Here is a 25,393-nt window from a genome sequence, read left to right on the forward strand (position 1 = left end):
GCTGAGCGGATATCCCTGCCAGCAGTCTAGACAAGGCTCATGACAGGGCCATGTCCCGCTGGCGGCTCGCCGCTCAACCGGCGAACAGCCGGTAGGCCGGGTTGTGGGTTTCCTCCCAGTACGGATAGCCGATCGCCTGCAGCGCCGCCTCCAGCTCGCCGCGCTCCTCGTCCGGCACCTGCAGGCCGGCCAGCACCCGGCCATCGGCGGCGCCGTGGTTGCGATAGTGGAACAGGCTGATGTTCCAGCGCGAACCGAGCTTGTCGAGAAAATTCAGCAGGGCACCCGGACGCTCGGGAAACTCGAAGCGGAACAGCCGTTCCCCACCCACCTCGGTGCCATGCCCGCCGACCATGTGACGGATGTGCAGCTTGGCCATCTCGTTGTCGGTCAGGTCGAGCACCGGGAAGCCCTGCTCGCGCAGGCCGGCGAGCAGCTCGGCGCGGCTGTCGGTGAGCGGATGGGTCTGCACGCCGACGAACAGGTGGGCCTGGCGGTCGCTGTGGTAGCGGTAGTTGAACTCGGTGATCTGGCGCCGCCCCAGCGCCGCGCAGAAGGCCTTGAAGCTGCCCGGCCGCTCGGCCACGGTGACGGCGATGATCGCTTCGCGCTGTTCGCCCAGTTCGGCACGCTCGGCGACGTGGCGCAGGCGGTCGAAGTTGATGTTGGCACCGGAGTCGATGGCCACCAGGGTCTGCCCCTCGGCGCGTTCGCGGGCCACGTACTTCTTGATCCCCGCTACGGCCAGGGCGCCGGCCGGTTCGGTGATCGAACGGGTGTCGTCGTAGATGTCCTTGATCGCCGCGCAGATTTCGTCGCTGCCGACGCTGATCACTTCGTCGACGTGGTCCTTGCAGACCTCGAAGTTGCAAGCGCCGATCTGCGCCACCGCCACCCCGTCGGCGAACAGCCCGACCTGGCCCAGCACTACCCGCTCGCCGGCGGCCAGCGCCGCCTGCAGGCAGTTGGAATCCTCCGGCTCGACGCCGATCACGCGGATCTCCGGACGCAGGTGCTTGACGTAGGCGGCGATCCCGGCGATCAGGCTGCCGCCGCCGACCGGCACGAAGATCGCGTCGAGGCGGCCGCTGTGCTGGCGGAGGATCTCCATCGCCACCGTCCCCTGCCCGGCGATCACGTCCGGATCGTCGTAGGGCGGGACGAAGGTCATGCCTTCGCGCTCGGCCAGTTGCAGGGCATGGGCCAGCGCCTCGGGGAAGGCATCGCCGTGCAGCAGCGCCTCGCCGCCGCGCGCCAGCACGCCCCTGACCTTGAGTTCGGGCGTGGTGCGCGGCATCACGATCACCGCCCGCACGCCCAGGCGCTGCGCCGCCAGGGCCAGGCCCTGGGCATGATTGCCGGCGGAGGCGGTGATCACCCCACGGGCCTTCTGCTCGTCGCTCAGGCGCGCGACACGGGTATAGGCGCCGCGGATCTTGAAGGAGAACACCGGCTGCAGATCCTCGCGCTTGAGCAGCACGCGGTTGCCCAGGCGCTGGGACAACTGCGGCGCGTGCTGCAAGGGGGTTTCCACGGCGACGTCGTACACCGGCGCGGCAAGGATGCTTTCCACGTAGCCGGCCAGCAGGGGTTTGCCTGCGCTGAGGGTAGAGGCGCTCATCGGCAGGCCTCCGCGCTCGCCGCCACCGAGGCCAGCAGGTCGGTGCCGTAGGAGTTGTCGACCGCGCAGCGCCACCGGCCATCGGCCTCCTGGCGGAACACGTAGGTGGCCCGACGTTGCAGGCGGCCGGCCTTCGACTCGATCACCGCCTCGGCCATGACCAGCGCCGTAGCTCCCGCCTCGATCACCCGCAGGTCGTGCTGGCGCACTCGCAGGCTGTGCTCGAAATGCCGGGCGATGGCGTCGAACGCCTGGCGGATCTGCGCCTTGCCGCAGGCGTTGAGGCCCGGCTTGACCACCAGGGTGGCGTCGTCGCAGTAGAAATCCATCAGGGCGTCGAACTGCCCGGCGTTGATCAGGGCGTCGGCCCGGCCAACGAGGTTGTGAAGGGTCTGGTGCTGCATGCTGTTCTCCCGGTTCGGTGGTTTTGGCCCAGGAGACAGAACGAAGAACCCGCCTCGAGGGCGGGTTCGGAGTGGACGCTGGCTAACCCGCCATAGCTGGAATGGCGGTAATAATGCTGCGGCGGGTAGGCAGGGTGGCGAAGGTCATGGAAACCGAAACTACGGGGGCGCCCCGGGGCTGTCAAGGCCGGACCGGCACGGCGGCGAAAAAAAGCCCCTGCGCGATGGCAGGGGCTTTCGTTGAGCGAGCGCCGCCGGTCAGCGGGTCAGCAATACCTTCTGCGGCTGCGAGCCGCTCACCGTGACCAGCTTGGTGACGGTGCCGCCCTCGGTGATGGTCTTGCCATCGCTCTGGGCGCTCCAGGTCAGTTCGCTGGAAATGTAGTAGGTGCCGTTGGGGATGTGGTCGAAGTCGAAGCGGCCGTTCTGGTCGGTGGTCGCCTCGCGCACATAGGTGGCGCGGCGCGGGTCGAGCACCGGCGGCTGCACGTCGGGATCGCGCTTGGCGGCATCGAGGTTGCCGAACTTCGCGTAGTAGGCCTTCATGTAGCTGGTCGCCGGCTCCAGGATGACCTTGGTGTTGGTCCCCTTCTGGATCGCGCCTGAGGCGCTGGTCAGGTACAGGTCGCCGTTGATCACGCCCTCGCCCACCTGCTGGGTCGCCGCGTATTCATGTTCCGGGAAATCCGGCAGGTCGTTGGGGTTGGAGGCGCAGGCCGCCAGGGCCGCGGTCATGGCCAGGAGGCCGAGGTTCTTCTTGATCGAAAGCATGGGCAATTCCTTTTTCAAGCGAAGGTAACGATTCCGTTGTGCGACACCCTCGGCGCGCTCAGGAGCGGCGGCCGAGAAGGAAGCCGGCGAGCAGGCCCACCGCGGTGGTGATGGCCACGGTCTGCCAGGGATTGGCGCCGATGTAGCTCTCCGTCGCGTCCACCGCGTGGCGTCCGCGTTCGGCGACGGCGCTGCCGCCCTTGCCGAGGGCGTCGTTGGCCTTCTCCAGCAGCGCGCCGATCCGCGCCCGCGCGCTGTCTGCCTTGTCGCCGGCGAAGGCGGCGCTGTCGGCAAGCATGCTGTTGGCTTCGGAGAGCAGTTCCTGCAGCTCGCTGTAGCTCTGGTGCTGGATCTGCTCGAGGTTGTCTTTCATTGCGTTCTTGCGTGCCATCTGAAAAGGCTCCCTGAAAAAATGACGTGCATAGGAGTTGATTGGCGGCGCAATGAAAAAGTTCAGCGCGTTCCTCCATGGATTCCGGCGCCCGCGCGGAAGGCGCCGGAATCCGTGGCCGCAGGCTCAGAAGGCGTAGACCGCCGAGAGGATCGCCGAGCGGCCGTCGCCGTATTCGATGGCGGAAGAGCGTGTCTGGTTGCCGGTGACCTGGCGTACCCGCTCGACGTAGGCCTTGTCGAACAGGTTGTCGAGGTTGAGCTGCAGCTTCAGGTCACGGGTCGCCTGGTAGCCGAGCATCAGGCTGTGGACCCAGTAGGCATCCAGCTTGGCGGTGCTCGCCGAGGTGACGTTGCGCTGGCTGACGTAGCGCGCGCCATAGCCCAGGGTCAGCCCTTCCGGCAGTTCGTAGGTGCTCCACAGGCTCAGCGAGCGCGGCGGCGTGTTGGCCAGCGCCTGGCCTTCCCGCTCGGGATATCTCACCGATTTCAGCACCTCGCTGTCGAGGAAGGTGTAGCTGGCGAACAGGTCCCAGCGCTCGCTCAACTTGCCCTTGGCGCTCAGCTCCAGCCCGCGCACGCGCTGCTCGCCGGACATCACGTAGGTGCCGTCGAGCAGGCTTTCACGGGCGTTCTCCTTCTTCACCTGGAACAGCGCCGCATCCAGTTCCAGGCGGCGTTCGAGGAACTCCCACTTGGTGCCCAGTTCGTAGGTGCTGTTCTTCTCCGGCGCCAGGTCTCCGGTGGCCTGGCTCACCCCGGAGCCGGTGCTGACCAGGTATTCCGCCGAGGGGTTGAAGGAAGTGCCGTAGGAAAGGTAGATCCGGCCGTTCTCCCGCGGCTTGAACACCAGCCCGGCGCGGCCGCTGAGCTTGCCGTCGGAACTGTCGGCGCGCACTTCCGGCTTGCCGGCCGGCCTGCTCCTCGACTTGCCGTCGATCCAGTCGTAGCGCAGGCCCAGGCTCAGGTCCCAGCGCGGGTGCAGGGCGATGGTATCGAAGGCGTAGAGGCCCCTGGTCTCCAGCTCGGTGCGGTTGCGTCCGCTGTCGCGCTTGTCGGTGGGGCCGGACCAGTGGCCCGGCGGATTGTGCAGGTCGAAGCCGTCCGCCGGGTAGAACTTGCCGATGTTGTAGGAATAGGTAGTGCGATCGTAGGTCTCGCGGGTCAGTTCCAGGCCGCCGACCAGGGTGTGCCCCAGGCCGAAGGTGTCGAAGCGGGCGGTGAGGTTGCTCTGGTTGGTCCACATCCGGTTGCGCGAATCACGTCCGTAGGCCTGCGGTCCGGCCGGCAGGTAGCGGCCCGGCGGCAGGCCCTTCTGGTTGACATGGGAGGCGGAGATCACCGTATCCCTCCGCAGGTGCGAGTAGCGGGTGAGGTTCTGCAACTGGAGTGCGTCGCTGAAATCGTGCTCGAACTTCAGCGTGGCGACATCGCTGTCGATCCGTTCCTTGTCCAGGTTGCGCCAGCCGAAATAGGCGTGGCGACCGACGCCGTCCAGCTTGCGGCCGTCCAGCGCCGGCACGCCATAGTCGGGAAGGTTGTCGTCGCGCTGGTGGAAATAGCTCAGGGTCAGGCGCGTCGGCGTATCCAGGCCGAAGGTCAGGGACGGCGCGAGGCCCCAGCGTTCCTTGTCGATCTCGTCGCGCCCGGCGACGTCGTTGTGATGGGCCATGAGATTCAGGCGCAAGGCGGTCGACTCGCCGAGTCCCTCCAGCGGCTGGTTGGCATCCAGGGTCAGGCGCCGGTAGCGGTCCGTGCCCAGGCCGCCGCCGAGGTGGGTGAAGGCTTCGCCCCTGGGCTGCTTGCTGACCATGTTGATGCTGCCGCCAGTGGTGCCGGCGCCACCGAACACCGAGTTCGGCCCCTTGATCACTTCCACCGCCTCCAGGTTGAACAGGTCGCTGCGGCTGGTCTGGGCGCTGTCGCGCAGGCCGTCCACCTGCATGTTGGCGTTGGCGCCGAAGCCACGGATGTTGATGCTGTCGCCGGACCCGCCGCCGCCCTCGCCGGCGTTGAAGGTGATGCCGGAGACGTTGGACAGGACCTGGCGCAGGCTCAGGGCGTTCTGTTCCTGGATCACCTTCTGCGGTACCACGGTGACGGTCTGCGGAGTGTCCAGCAAGGGCACCGCGTACTTCGCCGAGGCCGAGCGCACGACCCGCGACGAGTCGCGTTCGCCGGTGACGGTGTCCGAACCCAGCTCCAGGGGGTCGTCCTTGCGGGCCGCCTCTTCGGCCAGGGTCGGCGAAGAACAGGCGGCCATCAGCAGCATCAGTGGCGCCAGCGGGCGCCTGGGGGGCAATGGGGAGGGTTGCTTGCGACGATCCATGCGGTACTCCATCTAGCTATTGATAATCATTAGCATTTGATGGATGCGGGCAGTTCCACACAAGCCAGGGGGTTCCGAAAAAGCACCCGGAAAAATCCGAAGGCCGCCCCACTCCCGCATGCGCGAAGGGAATTGGCCGCCGTTCCGCAGAAGCGCCATGCCGCCCGTGGGGTGGACAAACCATCCGCCCATGCGCGCCGGGCACGCCGCGGACCACCGGCGGATGACGCCCCGCGCATCCAGCCGGCCCGCAGTCTGCCGGCGGCGCCATGGGCCTGCGCACGGGCAAAAAAAAGCCCCGCCAATCGACCGGCGGGGCTTTCCCTAAAGCGCGTCGCCTCAGGGCAGCGAGGCGACCAGGTGGGTGGCGGGCGCCACCTGGAAGTCGATGGACATCATCACGCTCAGCGCGGTGATGGCGACGATCGAGAAGGCGAACAGCTTGCGCGCCCAGAGCCGGTCGTCGGCGGTCCAGTAGCCGGTCAGGGCGATGGCCAGCCACCACAGGCTCACCGCCACCGCCACCAGCAGGTAGCCGTAGCCGGCGTAGCCACCCAGGCACAGGGCGAGGGTCGCCGCCATGAAGGCGAGGATGTAGAGCACGATGTGGATCTTGGTCACCGCGATGCCGCGCGCCACCGGCAGCACTGGAATGCCGGCCGCCTCGTAGTCCTTCAGGCGGAAGATGGCGATGGCGTACGAATGCGGCATCTGCCACAGGCAGAAGATCGCCAGCAGCGAGGCCGCGCCGGCGTCGAACTGCCCGGTCACCGCACAGTAGCCGACCACCGGCGGCATCGCCCCGGAAAGGCTGCCGACCAGCGTGCCGTACTGCGAGCGGCGCTTGAACCACAGGCTGTACAGGCCGACGTAGACGAAGTAGCCGAAGCCGGCCAGCGCGGTGGTCAGCGGGTTGGTCCGCCACCACAGCAGGCCGAAGCCGGCGACGCCGAGGACCAGGCCGTGGGCCAGGGCAGCCTTCAGGGAAATCTGCCCGGTCACGGTGACCCGTCCGCGGGTCCGCTCCATGTGCCGGTCGATGTCGCGGTCGATGCAGTTGTTCAGCACGCACCCACTGGCGACCACCAGCGACAGGCCGATCACCGTGGCCAGCAACAGCATCGGCTCGACGCTGCCGCGGGCGGCGAGGAAGTATCCCCCCGCCACCGCGATCAGGTTGCCGAAGATGATTCCCGGCTTGGCCACCAGGAGATAGCGTTTCAGCTTCACGTCATGGCCCTCAGGGCATCGGCATCATCAGCATGTCGGCGCTGAAGATGATCCACAGCGAGAGTCCGACCACCAGCAGGATCACGATCACCGTGAAGATGAACGCCATCACGTTCCAGCGCCCTTCCGACGACATGTTCATGTGCAGGAAGCAGATAAGGTGCACCACCACCTGCACCAGGCCGAGGACGACCATGGTGAGGATGGTCGCATGGCGCGAGAAGCCGCCGTCCATGACCATGTAGAACGGGATCGCGGTGAGGATCACCGAGAGCACGAAGCCGATCGCGTAGGAACCCAGGCTGCCGTGGCCGGCGCCGTGGTTGTCGTGTGCAGCGCTGCTCATTACAGGGCCCCCATCAGGTAGACGACGGTGAAGACGCAGATCCAGACGATGTCGAGGAAGTGCCAGAACAGGCTCAGGCACATCATCCGGGTGTTGTTCTGCGCGGTGAGGCCGCGGGTCCAGATCTGCGCCATCAGCACCAGCATCCACAGCAGGCCGGCGCTGACGTGCAGGCCGTGCATGCCGACCAGGGTGAAGAAGGACGACAGGAAGGCGCTGCGGCTCGGACCGAAGCCTTCGGCGATCAGGTGGTGGAACTCGTTGATCTCCATGCCGATGAACGCGGCGCCGAGCAGGAAGGTGACCCCGAGCCAGGCGATCGCCTGGCCCTTGGCGCCCTTGTGCGCGGACAGCATGGCCAGGCCGTAGGTGCAGCTGGAAACCAGCAGGATGGCGGTTTCCACCAGCACGTAGGGCAGCTCGAAGATGTCCTTGCCGCTGGGGCCGCCGGCGGTGTGGTGAACCAGCACCGCGTAGGTGGCGAAGACGCTGGCGAACAGCACGCAGTCGGTCATCAGGTAGAGCCAGAAACCGAATACGGTGTTGCCGCCGCTATCGTGTGCGTGATCGTGGTCGTGGCCCACTTCGTGGGCGTCGGCCAGATGCTTGTTCAATACTGCCGTCGACATGGTTCAGACCTGCTTGGCGAGTTGCTGGAAACGGGCGCTTTCGATCTTCTCGATCTCTTCGGGCTGGACGTAGTAGTCGACGTCCTGGTTGTAGCTGCGCACGATGAAGGAACCGATCATGCCGACGAAGCCGACCGCCATGAGCCACCAGATGTGCCAGATCGCGGCGAAGCCGAAGACGAAGGCGAACACGGCGATGGAGAAGCCCGCGGCGGTGTTCTTCGGCATATGGATCGGCTGGTAGGCCGGCAGCTTGCGGTAGGCGGTGCCGGCCTTCTTCATGTCGTGGAAGGCGTCCACGTCCTGCACCTTCGGCAGTTCGGCGAAGTTGTAGAACGGCGGCGGCGAGGAAGTCGCCCATTCCAGGGTGCGGCCTTCCCACGGGTCGCCACTGGCGTCGGCCAGCTGCTTGCGGTTGCGCACCGAGACGAACAGCTGGATCAACTGGCTGGCGATGCCGCAGAAGATCAGCACGGCGCCGAAGAACGCGACCACCAGATACGGCTTCCACAGCGGGTTGTCGTAGTGGTTCAGGCGCCGGGTCATGCCCATGAAGCCGAGGATGTAGAGCGGCATGAAGGCCATGTAGAAGCCCACCAGCCAGCACCAGAAGGAACGCTTGCCCCACTTCTCGTCGAGGGTGAAGCCGAACGCTTTCGGGAACCAGAAGGCGAAGCCGGCCAGGTAGCCGAACACCGCGCCGCCGATGATGGTGTTGTGGAAGTGGGCGATCAGGAACAGGCTGTTGTGCAGCAGGAAGTCCGCGCCCGGGATGGCCAGCAGGACGCCGGTCATGCCGCCGATGGTGAAGGTCACCATGAAGCCCAGGGTCCACAGGATCGGCGTGCTGAAGCGCAGGCGGCCCTTGTAGATGGTGAACAGCCAGTTGAACAGCTTCACCCCGGTGGGGATCGAGATCAGCATGGTGGCCACGCCGAAGAAGCCGTTGACGTCACCGCCCGAACCCATGGTGAAGAAGTGGTGCAGCCACACGGTGAAGCCGAGGAAGGTGATCGCGGCGCTGGCCCAGACCATCGACTTGTAGCCGAACATGCGCTTGCCGGCGAAGGTCGCGGTGACTTCGGAGAAGATGCCGAAGGCCGGCAGGATCAGGATGTACACCTCGGGATGGCCCCAGGCCCAGAAGAGGTTGATGTACATCATGGCGTTGCCGCCGAGCTCGTTGGTGAAGAAGTGCATGTCCAGGTAGCGGTCGAGCGACAGCAGGCCCAGCGCGGCGGTGAGGATCGGGAACGAGGCGACGATCAGGATGTTGGCGAAGGTGCAGGTCCAGGTGAAGATCGGCATCTGCATCAGCTTCATGCCCGGGGCGCGCATCTTGAACACGGTGACCAGGAAGTTGATCCCCGTGAGCAGCGTGCCCATCCCGGATATCTGTAGCGCCCAGATGTAGTAGTCCACCCCTACCCCGGGGCTATAGGCCAGCTCCGACAGCGGCGGATAGGCCACCCAGCCGGTGCGGGCGAACTCGCCCAGGCCCAGCGACACGTTGACCAGCATGGCGCTGACCACGAGCAGCCAGAAGCTCAGCGAGTTGAGGAAGGGGAACGCCACGTCGCGCGCGCCGATCTGCAGCGGCACGGCCAGGTTCATCAGGCCGGTCATGAACGGCATGGCCATGAAGATGATCATGATCACGCCATGCGCGGTGAAGATCTGGTCGTAGTGCTCCGGCGGCAGGTAGCCGTGGTTGGCGCCTTCGGCCAGGGCCAGCTGGCCGCGCATCATGATCGCGTCGGCGAAGCCGCGGACCAGCATGACCAGGGCGACGACGATGTACATCACGCCGATCTTCTTGTGGTCGACCGAGGTCAGCCACTCGGTCCACAGGTAGGTCCACTTGCGGTAGTAGGTGATCGCGCCGACCACGCCGAGGCCCAGCAGGGCGACGACGGCCAGTGTGACCATGACGATGGGCTCGTGGTAAGGCACGGCCGAGAGTGTCAGTTTCCCGAACATCTGCGCTTACTCCTGGGTACTCGGTTGCATGTGCATGTCCTTCATGTCTTTCATGCCCTGCATGGCTTGCATGTCCATGTCCTGCATGTCGTGACCGGGCATGGCGGCTTCGTGCTCGCCGTGCGCGGCACCCTTGGCGTCGCCGTGGTGCTCGTACTTGGTGAGGATGTGGCCGAACAGTTCCGGGCTGACCGAAGAGAAGTAGGTCGGCGGAACGTTCTCGCTCGGCTTGACCAGTTCCGGATAGGTGCCGATCGACAGGCTGGCCGGTGCCGCCCTGACCTTGGCGACCCAGTCCTGGAAGCCCTGCTCGGAGGTGGCGATGGCCTTGAAGCGCATGCCGGAGAAACCGCCGCCGCTGTAGTTCGCGGAGATACCGTCGAACACGCCTTCTTCGTTGGCGATCAGGTGCAGCTTGGTCATCATCCCGGCCATCGAGTAGATCTGGCTGCCCAGTTGCGGAATGAAGAACGAGTTCATCACCGAATCCGAGGTGATCTGGAAATTCACCGGGGTGTCTTTCGGGAAGGCGATCTCGTTGACCGTGGCGATGCCCTGTTCGGGGTAGATGAACAACCATTTCCAGTCCAGCGAAACGGCCTGGATGGTGACCGGCTTGACCTCGGAATCCAGCGGACGGTAAGGGTCGAGCTTGTGGGTGCTTTCCCAGGTGATCCAGCCGAGGATCGCGATGATCACGCAGGGCACCAGCCAGACCACCGCCTCGATGCGGTTGGAGTGGTGCCAGTCCGGCTTGTACTCGGCCTGGGTGTTCGAGGCGCGGTACTTCCAGGCGAACGCCAGGGTCATCACGATCACCGGGATGACCACGATCAGCATCAGCAGGGTCGCGGTAATGATCAGGGTGCGCTCGTCCATGCCCACCTGCCCTTTCGGGTTGAACAGGGTCATGTCGCAGCCGCCGAGCAACAGCGCGGGCGCCAGGGAAAGCCATTTCAATGCGGCAAACGGGTTTGCTTTGGTCATCTTCCGGCCTTAATCGATGGAAGGAGCGAGTGGTCGCTCATGGATGTCTCCTTGCAAGGCGTATGGCGGAGACCGCTGGCATCAGCCAGTTCCAGACATGCAGTCGCCGCCGGGGTACGGAACGCACGCCGGCCGGACACGGGAAAAGGCAAGCGGAGCCCTTCCCGATTCCAGTGGCGGAATCGTTCCACGCGCTGAGTCGTTCCTTGATGAACAGCGTTTACGAAGCTGTGCCGGAAGAGGCCAAGGGCGGCCAAGGCACGTGCATGCCTGGACGAGAAGGATTGCCCTTCCCGCCGGGGGATCAGGTCGCAGTTATCGGTCGGCTATTTGTTGTGCAACAGGCAAGGCAGGAACCCATTTATCGCGATGCGGAGCAGACACTCGCGCGACGCTCGTTGGACCGAAACTGAGCGTCAGTTATTACAATTCATTTCAGCTGGCGAGCCTATGACACATCTTGCAATAGACTTTCTCAAACATAGATAAAGTAGGGTTTTTTCCTGCATGCGACAGGTTGTCGCAGGTCATACCCTAGCACACCGGTTGGATTACGCGAATATTCTTCGCCTGGCCGGGCAAAGCGCAAGGAAATCGCCCTCGCGCCATCATCGTGACCCGAGAGTCAGCGTCTATCGATCCGCCACTGTACTCCTGCCGTTCGTCCAGATGCGCCGACTGTATCCGCCTCAGGTTCGGCGGTAACGCGCAGGCGCCAGAGCAGCGCGGCGGCCAGCAGCGCGCTGGCTCCAGCCACCAGCATCGCCAGGCGGAAGCCCTCGGCCAGCGCCGCCGGCAGTTCGCCGTCGAGCCCCAGCAGGGAACCAGGCAAGCGATGGGCCGTGACCGCCTGGGTGGCGAGCCGTTGTGCATCGGCAATTCCCAGCCCCTCCAGCCGGTCGCCCAGGACGACGATCGCCCGTCCGCTCAGCAGCGCTCCCAGCAACGCGATGCCGACGGCCATGCCAGCCTGGCGCAGGGTATTCATGGTCGCCGAGGCCATCCCGGAACGCTCGCGGACCACGCTCGCCATGACCGCCAGACCGGTGCCGGGAACGGCCAGGCCCATGCCCAGGCCCAGCGCCACCAGCAACAGGCCGATCCAGGGATACGCCGTTCCCGTACCACAAGCGGCCAGCGCCAGCATGGCCAGGCCGATCACCAGGTAGCCCAGCACCAGCAGGCGCTGCAGCGGTACGTGCCGCTGCAAGCGTCCGAACAGCATGGACAGAGCGCCCATGGCGAGGAACTGCGGCGCCAGGTAGAGGCCGGCCTGCTGCGCCGAGGCCCCCTGCACTTGCTGGAAGAACAGGGAGAGGAAGAACAGGCTGGCGTAGCCGGAAAAACCGAGGACGAATGAGGCCAGGTTGCAGACGGCGAACCGTGCCTGGCGGAACAACCCCAGGGGCAGCAACGGCCGGGCGGTCCGCCGCTCGACGAGAAGGAAGCCAAGCAGGCCTACTCCGGCCAGGAGCAGCGCCGGCCAGGCCGTGGGAGACGACCAGCCGCTCTCCCCCGCGGCGATCAGGGCGTAGGTCAGCGCCCCCAGCCAGGCCACGCTGAGCAGTTGCCCCAGGGGATCGAAGGCGGCGTGCTCGGGGTGCGCGGTTTCCTCGATGCCCCACAGGCCCAGGGCGAGCGCCAACAGGCCGAGCGGCAGGTTGATCAGGAAGATGCTCTGCCAGCCGGCGTGCTCCACCAGCAGGCCGCCGAGCAGCGGACCGAGGATCAGCGACAGCGCGCTGAAGGAGGTCCAGCCGCCGATCACCTGGGCACGCTGGCCGGGATCGTGGAAAGCCTGGGTGAGGATCGACAGCGCGCCGGGTATCAGCAGCGCCCCGGCGATGCCCTGGACCGCGCGGCCGAACAGCAGCGGCAGCAGCGAAGTGGCCAGCGCGCAGAGCAGCGAACCGAAGCTGAACAGGGCGACCCCGAGCAGCCAGGTGAGCTTGCGCCCGTAGCGATCGCTCAGGGGCCCCGAGGACAGCATGAAGGCGCTCAGGCACAGCGCATAGGCGTCGACCACCCACTGCAGGCCGGCCAGGTCGGTATCCAGGGCGTGCTGCAGCGTCGGCAGGGCGAGGTTGACGATGCTGATGTCGAGCGAGGCGATGAAGGTTCCCAGGTAGATGGCGGCGACCAGGGCGACACGACGCGAAGGGTTCATGGAGTACTCCGATGAGAGGGCGCTGGCCCAGGAATAATCCATTGACCGACGGTCAGTCAATAAATATCGCGAAACATTCTCATCTTCCTGTCATGCCTCGTCTTCCCCTCCACGCTCTTTTACACTGCCGCCAACCCAACCACCGGACCCGCGCTCCATGCCCGACCGCCACGCCGAACAGCCTGCCCGCCAACCGCGAACCAAACCCGCGGAGGTTCGTCTCGAGGAACTGATGGCGGCGGCGCAGCAACTGTTCCTCGACAAGGGTGTGGACGCCACCACCATCAGCGACATCGTCGCTGCCGCGGGGGTCGCCAAGGGCACCTTCTATCACTACTTCCAAGCCAAGACCGACATCCTCCAGGCCCTGCGCGAGCGCTTCACCCAGGCCTTCCAACAGCGCATCGCCAATGCCGTCGAGGCCTGTCCGGCGTACGACCATCCCGGCCGCCTGCGCGCCTGGACCGAGAGCGGCCTGGCCGGCTACCTGAAGGGCTACCGGCTGCACGATGTGGTCTACAGCGAGCACCATCACCACCAGCGTGGCAACCAGGAGCGCGACCGCGTGCTGGAGCAATTGGCGGAGCTACTGGAGAACGGCGCGGCGGCCGGCGCCTGGCCGCTGCGCAACCCACGGCTGAACGCCCTGCTGCTCTACTCCGGGCTGCATGGCGCCGCCGACGACGCCATCGCCGGCGGCCGCCTGGATACCCAGCCGCTGGCCGACGAACTCGCCGATGCCTTCCTGCGCCTGCTCGGCGCCAGCGACTGAGACGGGCTCAGCCGCGGAAGGTTTCCTGCAGGTGACGCCAGTACAGCCGCCCCTCGTCGTCACGGCGCAGCACTACGGTGGACAGGCGCTCGCTGCGACCCGCCGCGTCGGACTGGATTTCCCGATAGACCAGGGTCGCGCCAGCCGCGCCTGAAGCCAGCAGGCTCTCGCCGTCGATCTCGATGCGCAGCCCCGGACGGGTGCCGCCCTTGCCGCGGAACAGCTCGCCCAGCGCAGTCTTGTCCAGGACCGCGCCATGCGGCGTGACCATCGAGAAGTCCTCGGCGAAACGCGCCATCAGCGCATCCAGCGCGTCGGCGGGGGCCTCGCCGGCCAGCCAGGCGCGGATCGCCACGTGGGCGTCGTGGATTTCCCGGCGATAGGGGCAGTTCATGGTGGTATCTCCTTTCAGGTCTGGACCAGGGCACGCCCCCCCGGCGGAGTCGATACGCCTCACCCACGGCAGGGTAACAGCGTGAGAGCGGCGGCGAACAGGAAGCAGTGCACGAAGGCCGCGGGGTCGGCGCGCGCCTGCAACAGGTTGAGCAACCCACCGAGCACGGCCATGCCCAGGCAGAACGCCAGTTGCCGGTTGATGTTCCACAAGGCGCTGGCATGGCCCATGCGCGCCGCCGGGACGTCGAGCAAGGCCATGCTCTGCGCCGCGCTGCTGCAAAGGCTGCCGCCGAAGCCCATGGCGGCGCCCTGCGCAGCTACCGCGGAGCGCACCAAGCCATGCTGGTGGCCGACAACGCCGCGGCCCTGCGCGCCTTCGCCCTCGACGGGCTGGGTATCGCCGTGCTGCCGGACTGGCTGGTGCGGGCCGACTTGCGCAGCGGCGCGCTGCAACGCCTGCTGGCGGACCACGGTTTTCCGCTACAGGGCGTGCATGCCGTCTGTCCGCCGACCCGCCACCTGCCGTCGAAGGTCCGCGCGTTCATCGACTTCCTCAAGGCTCGCCTGGGGCACCCGGTCGGCGGCTAGAAAACCGAGGCCGCCGCGGTTGCCCGCGGCGGCCTCGGCACAGGCGTGGCTCAGTTGCCCTGCGGCATCTCGCCGCGCGCCAGGCGCGCATTGATGTCACGGACCACGGCCGGCAGTTCGGCGATGGTCTCGACCAGGTAGTGCGGGCGCGCACCTTCGAACATCTGCTCGATGCGCGTGCGTTCGCGTTCCAGTTCCGCCGCCGGCAGCCCCTTGTACTGCTCGTAGGTGAGGCCCAGGGCATTGCCCGAGCAGGTCAGCGCCACCGTCCACATGCCGGCGCGACGCCCTTCGAGGATGCCCGGCCAGGTGTCGTCGACCTTCACGCAGGCCGCCACATCGTCGATCCCCAGGGCGATCACGTTGGCCAGCGCCTGGGCCGGCCAGGGCCGGCCGTTGGGCACCTCGTCGGTGGCCACCACGTGGTCGGCGACGTAACCGTTGGTCTCGGCCAGGGCCACCACCTTCTCCATCACCACCGCCGGGTAGCCGGAACAGGAACCGATCTTCAGGCCCATTCCGCGCAGTTCGGCGATCGCCTGCAGGGCGCCGGGGATCAGCGCCGAGTGTTCGGCGATCTTCTCGATCTGCAGCGGCATGAAGCGTTCGTAGATGGCCGTGACGTCGTCATCCGTGGGCAGGCGGCCGAAGGCGACGCGGTAGCGCTCGGCGATCGCCGGGATGTCGCAGAGGGTGCGGATATGGTCCCACTTGCCCATTCCCATCGGTCCGCGCGCCTCCTCCAGGCTGACCTGGACGCCGAACTCGGCGAAGGCCTCGACGAAGATCTGGGTCGGGGCGAACGAACCGAAATCGACCACGGTTCCCGCCCAGTCGAGGATGGCGGCCTGGAGGGTGGCTGGCTGGTTGTAATTCATTGTCGTGAACCCTTTTTCTGCTGGTTATCGTTCAGTTCAGATCTCGAGGACTTCCAGTTCGCGCAGCGCCTCGCCGATGGCGGCGACCGCCTGCTGCATCTCCGCGGCATCGACGTGGCCGATGCAGCCGACGCGAAAGGTTTCCACCTGGGTCAGCTTGCCCGGATAGAGGATGAAGCCCTTCTCCCGCACGCGCTGATAGAAGTCGGCGAAGCGGTAGCGTGGATCGCGCGGCGCATGGAAGGTGACGATGATCGGCGCCTGGATCTGCGCCGGCAGGAAGCTGCGGAAACCGAGCCGGGCCATCTCGCCGAGCAGCGTTTCGCAGTTGCCCGCGTAGCGCCGCTGGCGCGCCGCCAGGCCGCCCTCCTCCTCGTACTGGCTGAGCGCCTCGTGCAAGGCGGCGACCACGTGGGTCGGCGGGGTGAAGCGCCACTGCCCGGTCTTGCGCATGTAGGCGTGCTGGTCCTGCAGGTCCATGGCCAGGGAATGGCAGTTGCCGGCGCTGGCTTCCAGAGCGGCGTTGCGGGCGAAGACGAAGCCCATCCCCGGGACACCCTCCAGGCACTTGCCGGAGGCGGCGATCAGGGCGTCGAACGGCACCTTCCGCGCATCGATCTCGATCGCCCCGAAGGAACTCATGGCATCGACGATCAGGCGCTTGCCGTGACGCTCGACGACCTTGGCGATGGCCTCCAGCGGATTGAGGATGCCGGTGCTGGTCTCGCAGTGGATCAACGCCACATGGCTGATCGCCGGATCGGCGGCGAGCAGGCGTTCGACGTCAGCGGCGGTGGTCGGCACGTTCTCTTCGGTCTCGAAGGTGCTGAAGGGGCGTTGCAGGACCTCGCAGATCTTCGCCAGGCGCTTGCCGTAGGCGCCATTGATCAGTACCAGGACCTTGCCGTCGCGCGGCACCAGGGTGCCGATCGCCGCTTCCACGGCGAAGGTGCCGCTGCCCTGCAGCGGAACGCAGGTGTGGCTGCCTTCGCCGCCGACGATCTTCAGCAGGCGCTGGCAGACGCTGGCGGTGAGTTCGTTGAAGTCGCTGTCCCAGGAGCCCCAGTCGACCATCATCGCCCGGCGGGTACGGTAGGAAGTGGTCAGCGGACCGGGGGTCAGCAGGATGGGTGCGCGTTCGGCAGTGCTCATGCTCATTTCCTCTGCGGGAATCGGCCAAAGAAACCGGATCGGGCTTCGCGGCCCGGGCGGTCGATCCGCGCCGGCGTTCCGGGGAAGCCTGGAGACATAAGGTGACGGCCGGGCTATTATCGTTCAAATTGTTTGTTCCGATGCCAGTCATAAGCCAGGCCGATACCCATGAACCTCTTCCAGCTCCGCGCCTTCGACGCCGTCGCCCGCGAAGGCAGCTTCACCCGCGCCGCCGAGCGGCTGTGCATCAGCCAGCCGGCAGTGACCGGGCACGTCAAGGCGCTCGAGGAGCATTACCAGGTCACCCTGTTCCGCCGCACCGCGCGACGCATCGAACTGACCGAGGAAGGCTCGCGGCTGGTGGCGATCACCCGCACCCTGTTCGCCCTGGAGGAGGAAGCCGAGGCCCTGCTCGACGCCAATCGACAGTTGGTCTCCGGGCGCCTCGAGGTCGCCGCCGACGGCCCGCACCTGGTGATGCCGATGCTCGCCCGGCTGCGCGCGCAGTACCCGGGGATCACCGTCAACCTGCGCCTGGGCAATGCCCAGGAAACCCTCGCGGCGCTGCTCAGCGAACACGTCGACATCGCCGTGCTGACCGAAGTCGAGGCGCGTCCCGGACTGTTCCTGGAGGAGTTGGTGAATTCACGTATCTGCGCCCTGTTGCCGCGCCAGCATCCCTGGTGCGAACGCAGCGCAGGCATCCCGCTGGAAGAGCTCGACCAGCAGATCATGGTGCTGCGCGAGCCGGGTTCGATCACCCGTCGCACCTTCGACCGCGCCTGCGCCAGCCAGGGCGTGTGGCCGCGGGTGCTGCTGGAGCTGGACAGCCGGGAGGCGGTGACCGAGGCGGTGGCCGCCGAGCTGGGGATCGGCGTGGTGTCCTCGCTGGAACTCGGCAACGATCCCCGGGTACGGGCGGTGCCGCTGATCGGCCCGGACCTGACCAACCGCCACCTGATCGGCTGCCTGGAGAAACGCCGCGGCCTGCGGGTGATCAAGGCGTTCCTGGAACTGGCGGCGGGCTGAGCCGTCGCTTCGTCAGCTCCAGTGCCGCTCGCGGGTGCGGCGGTCTTCGCCGAAGCCGAACAGCGAGCCCAGCGAATACACGATCAGTTCGGCGATCCAGGCGATCAGCAGCGCGCCGCCCAGGCCCCAGGCGATCACCTCGGGCTTGAGCAGGACCTGGTAGCTGTAGCTGGCATAGGTTTCCATCAGCAGCTCACGGTTGGGCGCCCGCAGCATGTGCCAGGCCCGCGCGTACCAGGGACCCTGCATGGCCTGCCACTCGGCGTCGAGCATGCGCGCGCGGCGCATCAGGCGGTCGAGGTTGTCGCCGTCGCGCTGGAACACCGGGTCGCTGTTGCTGCGGTAGTGCCTGACCAGTTCCTCCAGGCTGCCGTTGAAGAACTGCCCGGCGGTCTGCTGGAAGCCCTGGATGTTCTGCGCGGCTTCCAGGCGGTGAGCGTCGACGCGCTTGGCGTAGTCGTCGATGAAGCCGGGCACCTGCACCCCGAGCAGCAGGCCCAGGGTGAACAGCACCAGTCTCAGGTAACTGCGGAACATGCGCTCTCCTCGTTCGCGGCGGCGCTTCAGACCCGCCCCTTGGCCAACACCTCGCCACCCCACCAGAGGACCCATTCGCCGCTCTGCTGCAGGGTCCAGTTCTCGTTGTCGGTGAGCGGCTCGGTGGCGATCACCGTGACCACGTCGTCCGGCGTGGTTTCCGCATGGAAGTCCACGATCAGGTCGGCATCCTTCAGCCGCGCCGGGCCGAACGGCGCGCGACGGGTAATGTAGGCGAGTTTGCTGGAACAGAAGGTGAACAGCCAGTCGCCGTCGCTGATCAGCGCGTTGAACACGCCCTTCTTGCGATATTCGTCACAGGCCGAGATCAGCACCGGCAACAGCACCTCCACCGGCACCGGCTCGGGGAAAGCCCGGCGCACCCGGTTGAGCAGGTCGCAGAAGGCCGCCTCGCTGTCGGTCTCGCCGACCGGGCGGTAGAACCCCGGCTTGGGCTGGAAGTCGGCCAGTTGGCCATTGTGCGCGAAGGTCCAGTAGCGCCCGCCGAGTTCACGGATGAACGGATGGGTGTTGCTCAGCCCGACCTTGCCGACGTTGGCCTGGCGGATGTGCCCGATGACCGTCTCGCTCTTGATCGGGAAGCGCTGCACCAGTCGCGCCACCTCCGAGTCGACGCTCGCCAGCGGGTCCTGGAACAGCCGCACGCCGCGTCCTTCGTAGAAGGCGATGCCCCAGCCGTCGCGGTGCGGGCCGGTGCCGCCGCCGCGCTGCATCAGGCCGGTGAAGCTGAAGACGATGTCCGTCGGGACGTTGGCGCTCATGCCCAATAGTTCACACATGGCTCAAACCTCCCTGAGCAAGGCTGTACGTAGTAGTTGTTCTTCCCGGCGCAGTCGCGCCTGCAACCCCGCGCGGTCGATCGGCAGGAAGCGGGTCAGGGCGCGCCAGAGCAGTCGCGGCAGGTCGCCGCGACGCCGGGGAATCAGGTGCAGATGCAGGTGCGCCACGTGCTGGTTGGCGGCCACGCCATCGTTGAGCAACAGGTTGATGCCCTCCACGCCGAAGCCGGCCCGGCGCAGCGCGCGGCCGGTACGCTCGGCGAGCGCCGGGAGGGCGTCGCGGGCGGCGGCGGAAAGATCGCTCAGGTGCGGGGCGTGCTCGCGGGCGACGATCAGCACGTGCGCCGGTCGCAGCGGAAAGATGTCCAGCAGGACGATGAAATGCTCGTCCTCGAAGAGTCTGTGCGCCGGCTCGCGGCCACCCGCTATGGCGCAGAACACGCAATCCATGGGAAATCCCGACATAGGCCTCGACTCATGCTGAACGCCTGCCGGGCGTAGCGCAAGAATGGATTTCGTCGCGAAAGGCTACAGCCGCGGCTCGATGCGCATGCGCCGGTCGCCGTGCTCGTCGGTGCGGGTGTCGACGTCCGGCATCAACTCGGGCTGCATCATCTGCCGCAGGGTCGGCTCGTCCTCGGCGTCCTGCGACGGGTGCCGGCGATTCTTCCAGGCCCGCTCCAGCGGCCAGCGGATGGCGGCGATCAGCAGGTACAGGCCGAAACCCAGCAGCGCCACCAGGGCCAGGTCGGAGACCGCGCGCCAGGCGTTGTTGCCGACCTTGAACACGACGTCCAGCGCGGTGATGGCGATGGCCGGGGCGTAGAGGTCGTTCTGCGGGTCCACCGGGGTCGGCGTGAACAGCAGGATGAAGACGATCAGCCGCAGGGGCTCGCGCAACCAGCGCCACATCCAGCCGGTCATCAGCCAGAACACCAGCATCAGGCCGAGTCCGGCGATGGCGTAGGCGCCCCAGGCGATCAGATAGTCTTGTTCATTCATGCGGCGTGCGTGGCGATAGCGGTGATGGGGGGCTTATGATAGCCGCTTTTGCGTGCCGACGCGCCTACCCGCCGATGGCGGGCGCCGCGCCGCCAGTTTTATTCAGATTTCCCGGCCTCGCGCATGGCCGGGCCGACGAGGATTCCCGATGCCCCATCCGCAGCCCCCCATCGCCCGCCGCGACGCCGGACGCGACCCCTACGCCTGGCTGGAGGAGCGCGACGCCCCGGAGGTGCTCGACTACCTGAAGGCCGAGAACGCCTACCTGGATGCCGAACTGGCCGACCAGGCCGCGCTGCGCGAGACCCTGTTCGAGGAGATCAGGGGACGCATCCGCGAGACCGACCTGTCGCTGCCCAGTCCCTGGGGGCCGTGGCTGTACTACCAGCGCACCACCGCCGGCGACGAATACCCGCGTCACTACCGCTGTCCGCGTCCGGCGGACGGCAGCCTGGCGGTCGACGAAAGCGCCGAGCAACTGTTGCTCGATCCCAACCTGTTGGCCGGCGACGGCTTCCTCTCCCTCGGCGCCTTCAGCATCAGCCCCGACCAGCGCCTGCTCGCCTACAGCCTGGACACCAGCGGCGACGAGATCTACCGCCTGTTCGTCAAGGATCTCGCCAGCGGCGCGGTGCAGGCCCTGCCCTTCGACGACTGCGACGGCAGCCTGACCTGGGCCAACGACAACCGCACGCTGTTCTTCGGCGAACTGGACGACACCCACCGCCCGCACAAGCTCTATCGCCACCGCCTGGGCGAGGCCGGCGCCGAGCTGGTGTTCGAGGAAGGCGACGGGCGCTTCTTCCTGCACTGCTACCGCTCCAGCTCGGAACGCCAGCTGATCCTCCTGCTCAACAGCAAGACCACCAGCGAGGCCTGGGTGCTCGACGCCGACCAGCCGCAGGGAGACTTCCGTTGCCTGGCGCCGCGCGAGGAAGGCCACGAGTACTACCCCGACCATGGGCGCCTCGACGGCCGCGGCCTGTGGCTGATCCGCAGCAACCAGGCGGGGATCAACTTCGCCCTCTACCAGGCCGAGGAGGCCCGTCCGACCCGCGAGCACTGGCAACTGCGCGTGGCCCACGACCCGCAGCGGACCCTGGAAGATGTCAGCCTGAACGCCGAGGCGGTGATCCTCGGCCTGCGCGACGGCGGCCTGCCGGTGATCGAAGTGCAACCGCAAGGCCTGCCGGCCTACCGCGTGCAGTTGCCGGACGCCGCCTACAGCCTCTACGTGCAGGACAGCCTGGAATTCGACAGCCCCTGCGTGCGCCTGCGCTACGAGGCGCTGAACCGTCCGGCGCAGATACGCCAGCTGAACCTCGCCGATGGCACGCAGAGCGTCCTCAAGCAGACCCCGGTGGAAGGCCCCTTCGACGCCGACGCCTACGCCAGCCGGCGCATCTGGGCCAGCAGCGGCGACGGCACGCAGGTGCCGGTCAGCCTGGTGGCGCGCAAGGAAGTCCTCGACGGCATCGCCGCCGGGCGCCCAGCGCCGCTCTATCTCTATGGCTACGGCGCCTACGGGCATAGCCTGGATCCCTGGTTCTCCCACGCCCGCCTGAGCCTGCTGGAGCGCGGCTTCGTCTTCGCCATCGCCCATGTTCGTGGCGGCGGCGAACTGGGCGAGGCCTGGTACCGTGCCGGCAAGCTGGAACACAAGCAGAACAGCTTCGACGACTTCATCGCCTGCGCCGAGCACCTGCTCGCCGAGGGCTACTGCCGTCCCGAGGGCCTCGCCATCAGCGGCGGCAGCGCCGGCGGGCTGCTGATCGGCGCGGTGCTCAACCAGAGCCCGCACCTGTTCGGCGCGGCCATCGCCGAGGTGCCGTTCGTCGACGTGCTGAACAGCATGCTCAATCCGGACCTGCCGCTGACCGTCACCGAGTACGACGAGTGGGGCAACCCGCAGGAGCCCGAGGTGCATGCGCGGATCGCCGCCTACGCGCCCTACGAGAACGTCAGCGCCCAGGACTACCCGCACCTGCTGGTGGTCGCCGGCTACAACGACAGCCGCGTGCAGTACTGGGAGGCCGCCAAGTGGGTGGCGAAGCTGCGGGCGACCAGGACCGACGCCAACCTGCTGCTGCTCAAGACCGATCTCGGCGCCGGCCACGGCGGCATGAGCGGCCGCTACCAGGGGCTGAAGGACGTGGCGCTGGAATACGCCTTCCTGCTCAAGGTCCTCGACCTGGTATGACGACCGCCGGGGCCGGCGGCGCCGGCCATCCGCCACGAAAAAGGCAACCTTCGTGAAACGACGCTTCTGGTCCGCCATGGGCCTGCTCGCCGCGATCATGCTGGCCGTCTACCTGGCGAATCCGTTCGGCACCGCCAGTCTCGACCCGCGCGCGCGGATCCTCGGCGTGGCGCTGTACAAGATCCCTTCGCGCTCGATGGAACCGACCTTGCAACAAGGCGACTTCATCCTCGCCAACGCCGCGCGCTACGCCTTCGCCGAACCGCAGGTCGGCGACCTGGTGGTGTTCCGCTTCCCGCCGCAGCGCAGCATCGCCTATGTGAAGCGCATCGCCGGGATACCCGGCGATCGCGTGCGAATCGATGGCGGCCGGCTCTACGTCAATGACCGCCCGGTGACCGAGCCCTACCTGGCACAGCAGGCGCTGCGCCAGCCGGACTCCCTGCGCATGGCCGAGCGTAGCGTCCCCGCCGGCCACTACTTCATGCTCGGAGACAACCGCGACAACTCCAACGACAGCCGCTACTGGGGCTACGTACCGCGCGCCGACCTGGTCGGCCGGGTGTTCGTCGTCTGGTATGCCGAGGACACCCGGCGCATCGGCTCGGTGCGCTGACGCCCCTCAGAAGAACTGGGTGACGCTGATCTTGGCGTTGCGTCCCTGGCTGTAGACCAGGTCGCCGCCCAGCGGCTGGCGATAGGAGCGGTTGAACAGGTTGTCCACGGTGAAGTCGATGCGGGTGTCCTTCAGGCCCAGCTTGGCCGGGACCCACTCGGCGAACAGCCGATGGGTGTCGTAGCTGTCGTTGGCCGCGTGATCCCAGTAGATATCGCCGGAACCGGTACCCATCCCGCCGCTGTAGCGATCGCTGGGCAGGCGGTCGGTCTTGCGCACGAACTCGCCCTGCCAGCCGAGCCTGGCGTCCCACTCCGGAACCTTCAGGCCGAGCATGGCCACCCACTTCGGCGGCGGGATGTCGCGCGCCCACACGTTCGGTCCCCAGGGGTTGCTGTAGGCGCCATCGTGCTTGCCGGTCATCCACGAGTAGGACAGGCTGCCGAACACCCGCTGGCTGTCGTAAAAGCTCTCGATCTCGAAGCCCTTGATGGTCAGGCCCGGCAGGTTGCGGTAGTTGCTCAGCGGCAGCAGGTCGCCGCAACTGCCGCCGATACTGCCGTTGTCGATCGACTGCTGGCGGCAGCCGACGCTGCGGGTACGGAAGATCTCGTCCTTGATGCGGTTCTGGAACAAGGTGGTACGGATCTGCAGGCTGTCGCCGGCCACCAGCAGGTCCGGCAGGTTGATCACGCTGCCGCCGCGGATCGCGTGGATGCGCTCGGCGTCCAGGTCGCGGCTGCTGCCGCCGATGGTCGAACTGTTCTGCACTTCGTACTGCTCGTCGATCACCGGCGCTCGCCAGGTCTGGGTGTAGTCGGCGAAGAACGCCAGGTTCGGCGTCGCGGTCCAGAACACCGACAGCCGCGGCGACCAGCCGGAGTAGGTCTGGGCGCGATAGTCATGGCCGAGCCTGGGATTGTGGTAGATCGGCGCCAGGTTGGCCTGGCCGTCGTTGCGCACGCTGTCGAAGCGCATCGACGGAGTGATGGTCAGGCTGCCGTAGGTGATCGCATCCTGGATGTAGAAGCTCTGCGTGTCCTGCTTGCCGGCCGGCATGAATGCCGGTTGCAGCCAGCCGTAGTTGTAGCGCGGGGTATCGTAGGTCTTGCCCGGCATGTGCATGAGGATGTCGCGCTTGTGCTTGTGCAGCACCGCGCCCAGGGTCAGCTCGTGCTGTAGCGCTGCGGTATCGAATCGGCTGGTGTTGCGCAGTTCCAGCACCTTGTCCCGGTACTCGGTGCGCATCCGCTGGCCGCCGGTGGCGAGTTGGTAGAAGGCGCTGTCCTCGCGACGGTCGAGCTGCTCGGTGCGGGCATCGGAATAGCTCAGTTGCAGGTCGATCCAGGGATTGTCCAGCGGATGGTAGTTGTACTTGCCGGTCCAGGTGGTGTCGGTGGTGTCGCGGTGGGCCAGCAGGCGGGTCAGTCCCAGCTCGTAGCCGTAGCGGTCGATGGTCCACTGGCTCGGCGGGGTCGGGTAGCTGCTGGCGGAGAAAGGCGTCCAGCGCGAGCTTTTCGAGCGCAGGTAGGTGAAGCCCAGGTCGTGCTCCTCGGTGGGATGCAGGTTGAGCTTGAACAGGCCGGTCTTCTCGTCCTGGGCGCTGTTGGGCAGGCGCTGGGGATTGACCGGATAGTCCTTCGGCGACAACGGCAGGTTGTCGGCCAGCTTCATGTCGCGCCCGTCGCGGCCGTTGAGGTAGACCAGGGCATCGACGCGGCGGTCCTGGCTGCGGCCGAACACGGCGCCGGAATAGATCTTCTGCTGGTCGTTGGAGTGGTAGCCGTACTTGAGCATGGCGCCGACGTCGCGGTCTTCGCGCAGCAGGTCCGGGGCGTCCTTGGTCTCCATGTGCACGGTGCCGCCGAAGCCGCCGTTGCCGGTGAACACCGAGTGCGGCCCCTTCTCCACCTCGATGCGCTTGATCATTTCCGGCTCGATGAACACCGTGCCCTGCTGGTAGCGTTCGAAGCCGCTCTTCTGCGCGCCGTCCAGGGTGTAGGGCACATCCTCGGCGTCGCCCAGGCCCCAGATGTTGGTGGTCTGCCCGCCCGGCTTGGGCGAGCCGCCCATGGTCACCCCGGGCAGAGTCTGCAACAGGCTGGGGATGTTGTCCGCCTGCTGCCGCTCGATATCGCGCCGGGTCAGGGTGGAACGCCCGACGTTGCTGGCATCCACCTCGCGACCGTTGCCGACGATGGTCTGCGCGTCCAGTTGCAGGGCGTTGTCGCTGTAGGCATCGACCTGGCGCCGGCGCACCACGTAGCCGCCCCCCGCCTCCACCAGCTCCAGTTCGGAACCGGCCAGCAGCCGCTCCAGCGCCTCGCGCACCGCGTAGCTGCCGCTCAGTGCCGGTGCCCGCAGGCCGCGCAGGAGCGACTCGTCGAACAGCACCTGGACCTGCGCCTGCTGCGCCAGGCGCGTCAGCGCGGCGGCCAGCGGCTGCGCCGGCAGGTCGAAGCGTCGTTCGGCGGCACTGGCGCCGGCGGCCCACAACGCGGCGCCGAGCACGGCGGCGGAACACAGCGGACGCCAGGCGGCGCGGGTGAAAGGCAAGGTCATGCTGGAA

The 25,393-nt window shown here is 66.9% G+C and carries 23 protein-coding genes and 2 pseudogenes; 5 read left to right on the plus strand and 20 right to left on the minus strand.

Translation table 11 applies throughout. The features are described from left to right. Window positions 1-73: 73 nt before the first annotated feature. The 11 genes from ilvA to PSPA7_RS19345 form a co-directional block, all read right to left on the minus strand. Window positions 74-1,621 (minus strand): threonine ammonia-lyase, biosynthetic, encoded by a 1,548-nt coding sequence (gene ilvA / locus PSPA7_RS19295; protein ID WP_003150086.1) that lies wholly within the window; start codon window positions 1,619-1,621, stop codon window positions 74-76. Further along, window positions 1,618-2,025, minus strand: a complete 408-nt coding sequence (locus PSPA7_RS19300) for a YybH family protein (RefSeq protein WP_012076559.1) — start codon at window positions 2,023-2,025, stop codon at window positions 1,618-1,620. Before PSPA7_RS19300 ends, ilvA begins: the two co-directional genes overlap by 4 nt. Window positions 2,026-2,283: 258 nt before the next feature. Further along, window positions 2,284-2,796, minus strand: coding sequence for a hypothetical protein (locus PSPA7_RS19305; protein WP_012076560.1), 513 nt, complete (start codon window positions 2,794-2,796; stop codon window positions 2,284-2,286). A 58-nt stretch (window positions 2,797-2,854) separates the two neighbouring features. Then, window positions 2,855-3,187: an ElaB/YgaM/YqjD family protein gene (locus tag PSPA7_RS19310; protein ID WP_003150084.1), complete on the minus strand. Its 333-nt coding sequence runs from the start codon at window positions 3,185-3,187 to the stop codon at window positions 2,855-2,857. A 126-nt stretch (window positions 3,188-3,313) separates the two neighbouring features. Next, a complete protein-coding gene (locus tag PSPA7_RS19315) occupies window positions 3,314-5,515 on the minus strand; it encodes a TonB-dependent receptor (protein WP_012076561.1) in 2,202 nt (733 codons plus the stop codon). A gap of 339 nt (window positions 5,516-5,854) precedes the next feature. Next, window positions 5,855-6,745: a heme o synthase gene (gene cyoE, locus PSPA7_RS19320; protein ID WP_003150082.1), complete on the minus strand. Its 891-nt coding sequence runs from the start codon at window positions 6,743-6,745 to the stop codon at window positions 5,855-5,857. Window positions 6,746-6,755: 10 nt separating this feature from the next. Beyond that, a complete protein-coding gene (gene cyoD / locus PSPA7_RS19325; protein WP_003109258.1) occupies window positions 6,756-7,091 on the minus strand; it encodes a cytochrome o ubiquinol oxidase subunit IV in 336 nt (111 codons plus the stop codon). Continuing rightward, window positions 7,091-7,720 (minus strand): cytochrome o ubiquinol oxidase subunit III, encoded by a 630-nt coding sequence (cyoC, locus tag PSPA7_RS19330; RefSeq protein ID WP_003086858.1) that lies wholly within the window; start codon window positions 7,718-7,720, stop codon window positions 7,091-7,093. The genes cyoD and cyoC overlap by 1 nt, the downstream gene beginning before the upstream one ends. 3 nt (window positions 7,721-7,723) lie before the next feature. Further along, window positions 7,724-9,700: a cytochrome o ubiquinol oxidase subunit I gene (gene cyoB, locus PSPA7_RS19335; protein WP_012076562.1), complete on the minus strand. Its 1,977-nt coding sequence runs from the start codon at window positions 9,698-9,700 to the stop codon at window positions 7,724-7,726. Between the two features lie 6 nt (window positions 9,701-9,706). Then, complete coding sequence (cyoA, locus tag PSPA7_RS19340; protein WP_012076563.1) at window positions 9,707-10,687, minus strand: ubiquinol oxidase subunit II; 981 nt, start codon at window positions 10,685-10,687, stop codon at window positions 9,707-9,709. 625 nt (window positions 10,688-11,312) lie between these two features. Next, entirely contained in the window at window positions 11,313-12,854 is a 1,542-nt protein-coding gene (locus PSPA7_RS19345; RefSeq protein WP_012076565.1) for an MFS transporter, read from the minus strand. A gap of 157 nt (window positions 12,855-13,011) precedes the next feature. On the opposite strand from PSPA7_RS19345, the gene PSPA7_RS19350 reads away from it, so the two are divergent. Continuing rightward, on the plus strand, window positions 13,012-13,626 hold the full coding sequence (locus PSPA7_RS19350) for a TetR/AcrR family transcriptional regulator (protein ID WP_012076566.1): 615 nt from the start codon (window positions 13,012-13,014) through the stop codon (window positions 13,624-13,626). A gap of 7 nt (window positions 13,627-13,633) precedes the next feature. Here the strand turns inward: PSPA7_RS19350 and PSPA7_RS19355 are convergent, their stop codons facing one another. Then, a complete protein-coding gene (locus tag PSPA7_RS19355) occupies window positions 13,634-14,020 on the minus strand; it encodes a DUF4440 domain-containing protein (RefSeq protein ID WP_003150071.1) in 387 nt (128 codons plus the stop codon). 14 nt (window positions 14,021-14,034) lie between these two features. Beyond that, window positions 14,035-14,331 (minus strand): annotated as a pseudogene (locus PSPA7_RS19360) (MFS transporter); the annotation flags it as partial. On the opposite strand from PSPA7_RS19360, the pseudogene PSPA7_RS19365 reads away from it, so the two are divergent. Next, window positions 14,317-14,610 (plus strand): annotated as a pseudogene (locus tag PSPA7_RS19365) (LysR substrate-binding domain-containing protein); the annotation flags it as partial. The pseudogenes PSPA7_RS19360 and PSPA7_RS19365 overlap by 15 nt on opposite strands. Window positions 14,611-14,660: 50 nt before the next feature. On the opposite strand, the gene phnX reads toward PSPA7_RS19365, so the two are convergent. Both phnX and phnW read right to left on the minus strand, forming a co-directional pair. Continuing rightward, a complete protein-coding gene (gene phnX, locus PSPA7_RS19370) occupies window positions 14,661-15,488 on the minus strand; it encodes a phosphonoacetaldehyde hydrolase (RefSeq protein ID WP_012076569.1) in 828 nt (275 codons plus the stop codon). Window positions 15,489-15,524: 36 nt separating this feature from the next. After that, window positions 15,525-16,640, minus strand: a complete 1,116-nt coding sequence (phnW, locus tag PSPA7_RS19375) for a 2-aminoethylphosphonate--pyruvate transaminase (RefSeq protein WP_003150064.1) — start codon at window positions 16,638-16,640, stop codon at window positions 15,525-15,527. Window positions 16,641-16,808: 168 nt separating this feature from the next. On the opposite strand from phnW, the gene PSPA7_RS19380 reads away from it, so the two are divergent. Then, window positions 16,809-17,669, plus strand: coding sequence for a LysR substrate-binding domain-containing protein (locus PSPA7_RS19380; protein WP_003150062.1), 861 nt, complete (start codon window positions 16,809-16,811; stop codon window positions 17,667-17,669). A 12-nt stretch (window positions 17,670-17,681) separates the two neighbouring features. On the opposite strand, the gene PSPA7_RS19385 is transcribed toward PSPA7_RS19380, so the two are convergent. The 4 genes from PSPA7_RS19385 to PSPA7_RS19400 form a co-directional block, all read right to left on the minus strand. Then, window positions 17,682-18,206: a DUF2937 family protein gene (locus PSPA7_RS19385; RefSeq protein ID WP_003150061.1), complete on the minus strand. Its 525-nt coding sequence runs from the start codon at window positions 18,204-18,206 to the stop codon at window positions 17,682-17,684. Window positions 18,207-18,232: 26 nt separating this feature from the next. After that, window positions 18,233-19,006 carry a class II glutamine amidotransferase gene (locus PSPA7_RS19390; RefSeq protein ID WP_003150059.1) on the minus strand — a complete coding sequence of 258 codons (774 nt, stop codon included), beginning with the start codon at window positions 19,004-19,006 and terminating at the stop codon, window positions 18,233-18,235. 3 nt (window positions 19,007-19,009) lie between these two features. Further along, a complete protein-coding gene (locus PSPA7_RS19395) occupies window positions 19,010-19,471 on the minus strand; it encodes an HIT family protein (protein WP_012076570.1) in 462 nt (153 codons plus the stop codon). Window positions 19,472-19,534: 63 nt separating this feature from the next. Further along, window positions 19,535-20,008 carry a hypothetical protein gene (locus tag PSPA7_RS19400; protein WP_003086834.1) on the minus strand — a complete coding sequence of 158 codons (474 nt, stop codon included), beginning with the start codon at window positions 20,006-20,008 and terminating at the stop codon, window positions 19,535-19,537. Window positions 20,009-20,156: 148 nt separating this feature from the next. Here PSPA7_RS19400 and PSPA7_RS19405 point away from each other — a divergent pair, with 148 nt between their 5' ends. Both PSPA7_RS19405 and lepB read left to right on the plus strand, forming a co-directional pair. Further along, window positions 20,157-22,208 (plus strand): S9 family peptidase, encoded by a 2,052-nt coding sequence (locus PSPA7_RS19405; protein WP_012076571.1) that lies wholly within the window; start codon window positions 20,157-20,159, stop codon window positions 22,206-22,208. 76 nt (window positions 22,209-22,284) lie between these two features. After that, the gene (gene lepB, locus PSPA7_RS19410) at window positions 22,285-22,824 is read left to right on the plus strand and encodes a signal peptidase I (protein ID WP_003150053.1); all 540 of its coding nucleotides are present in this window, start codon (window positions 22,285-22,287) and stop codon (window positions 22,822-22,824) included. A 6-nt stretch (window positions 22,825-22,830) separates the two neighbouring features. Here the strand turns inward: lepB and hxuC are convergent, their stop codons facing one another. Beyond that, window positions 22,831-25,386: a heme receptor HxuC gene (hxuC, locus tag PSPA7_RS19415; protein WP_012076573.1), complete on the minus strand. Its 2,556-nt coding sequence runs from the start codon at window positions 25,384-25,386 to the stop codon at window positions 22,831-22,833. Between the last annotated feature and the right edge of the window lie 7 nt (window positions 25,387-25,393).

The sequence above is a fragment of the Pseudomonas paraeruginosa PA7 genome, from assembly GCF_000017205.1.
Lineage (GTDB): Bacteria > Pseudomonadota > Gammaproteobacteria > Pseudomonadales > Pseudomonadaceae > Pseudomonas > Pseudomonas paraeruginosa.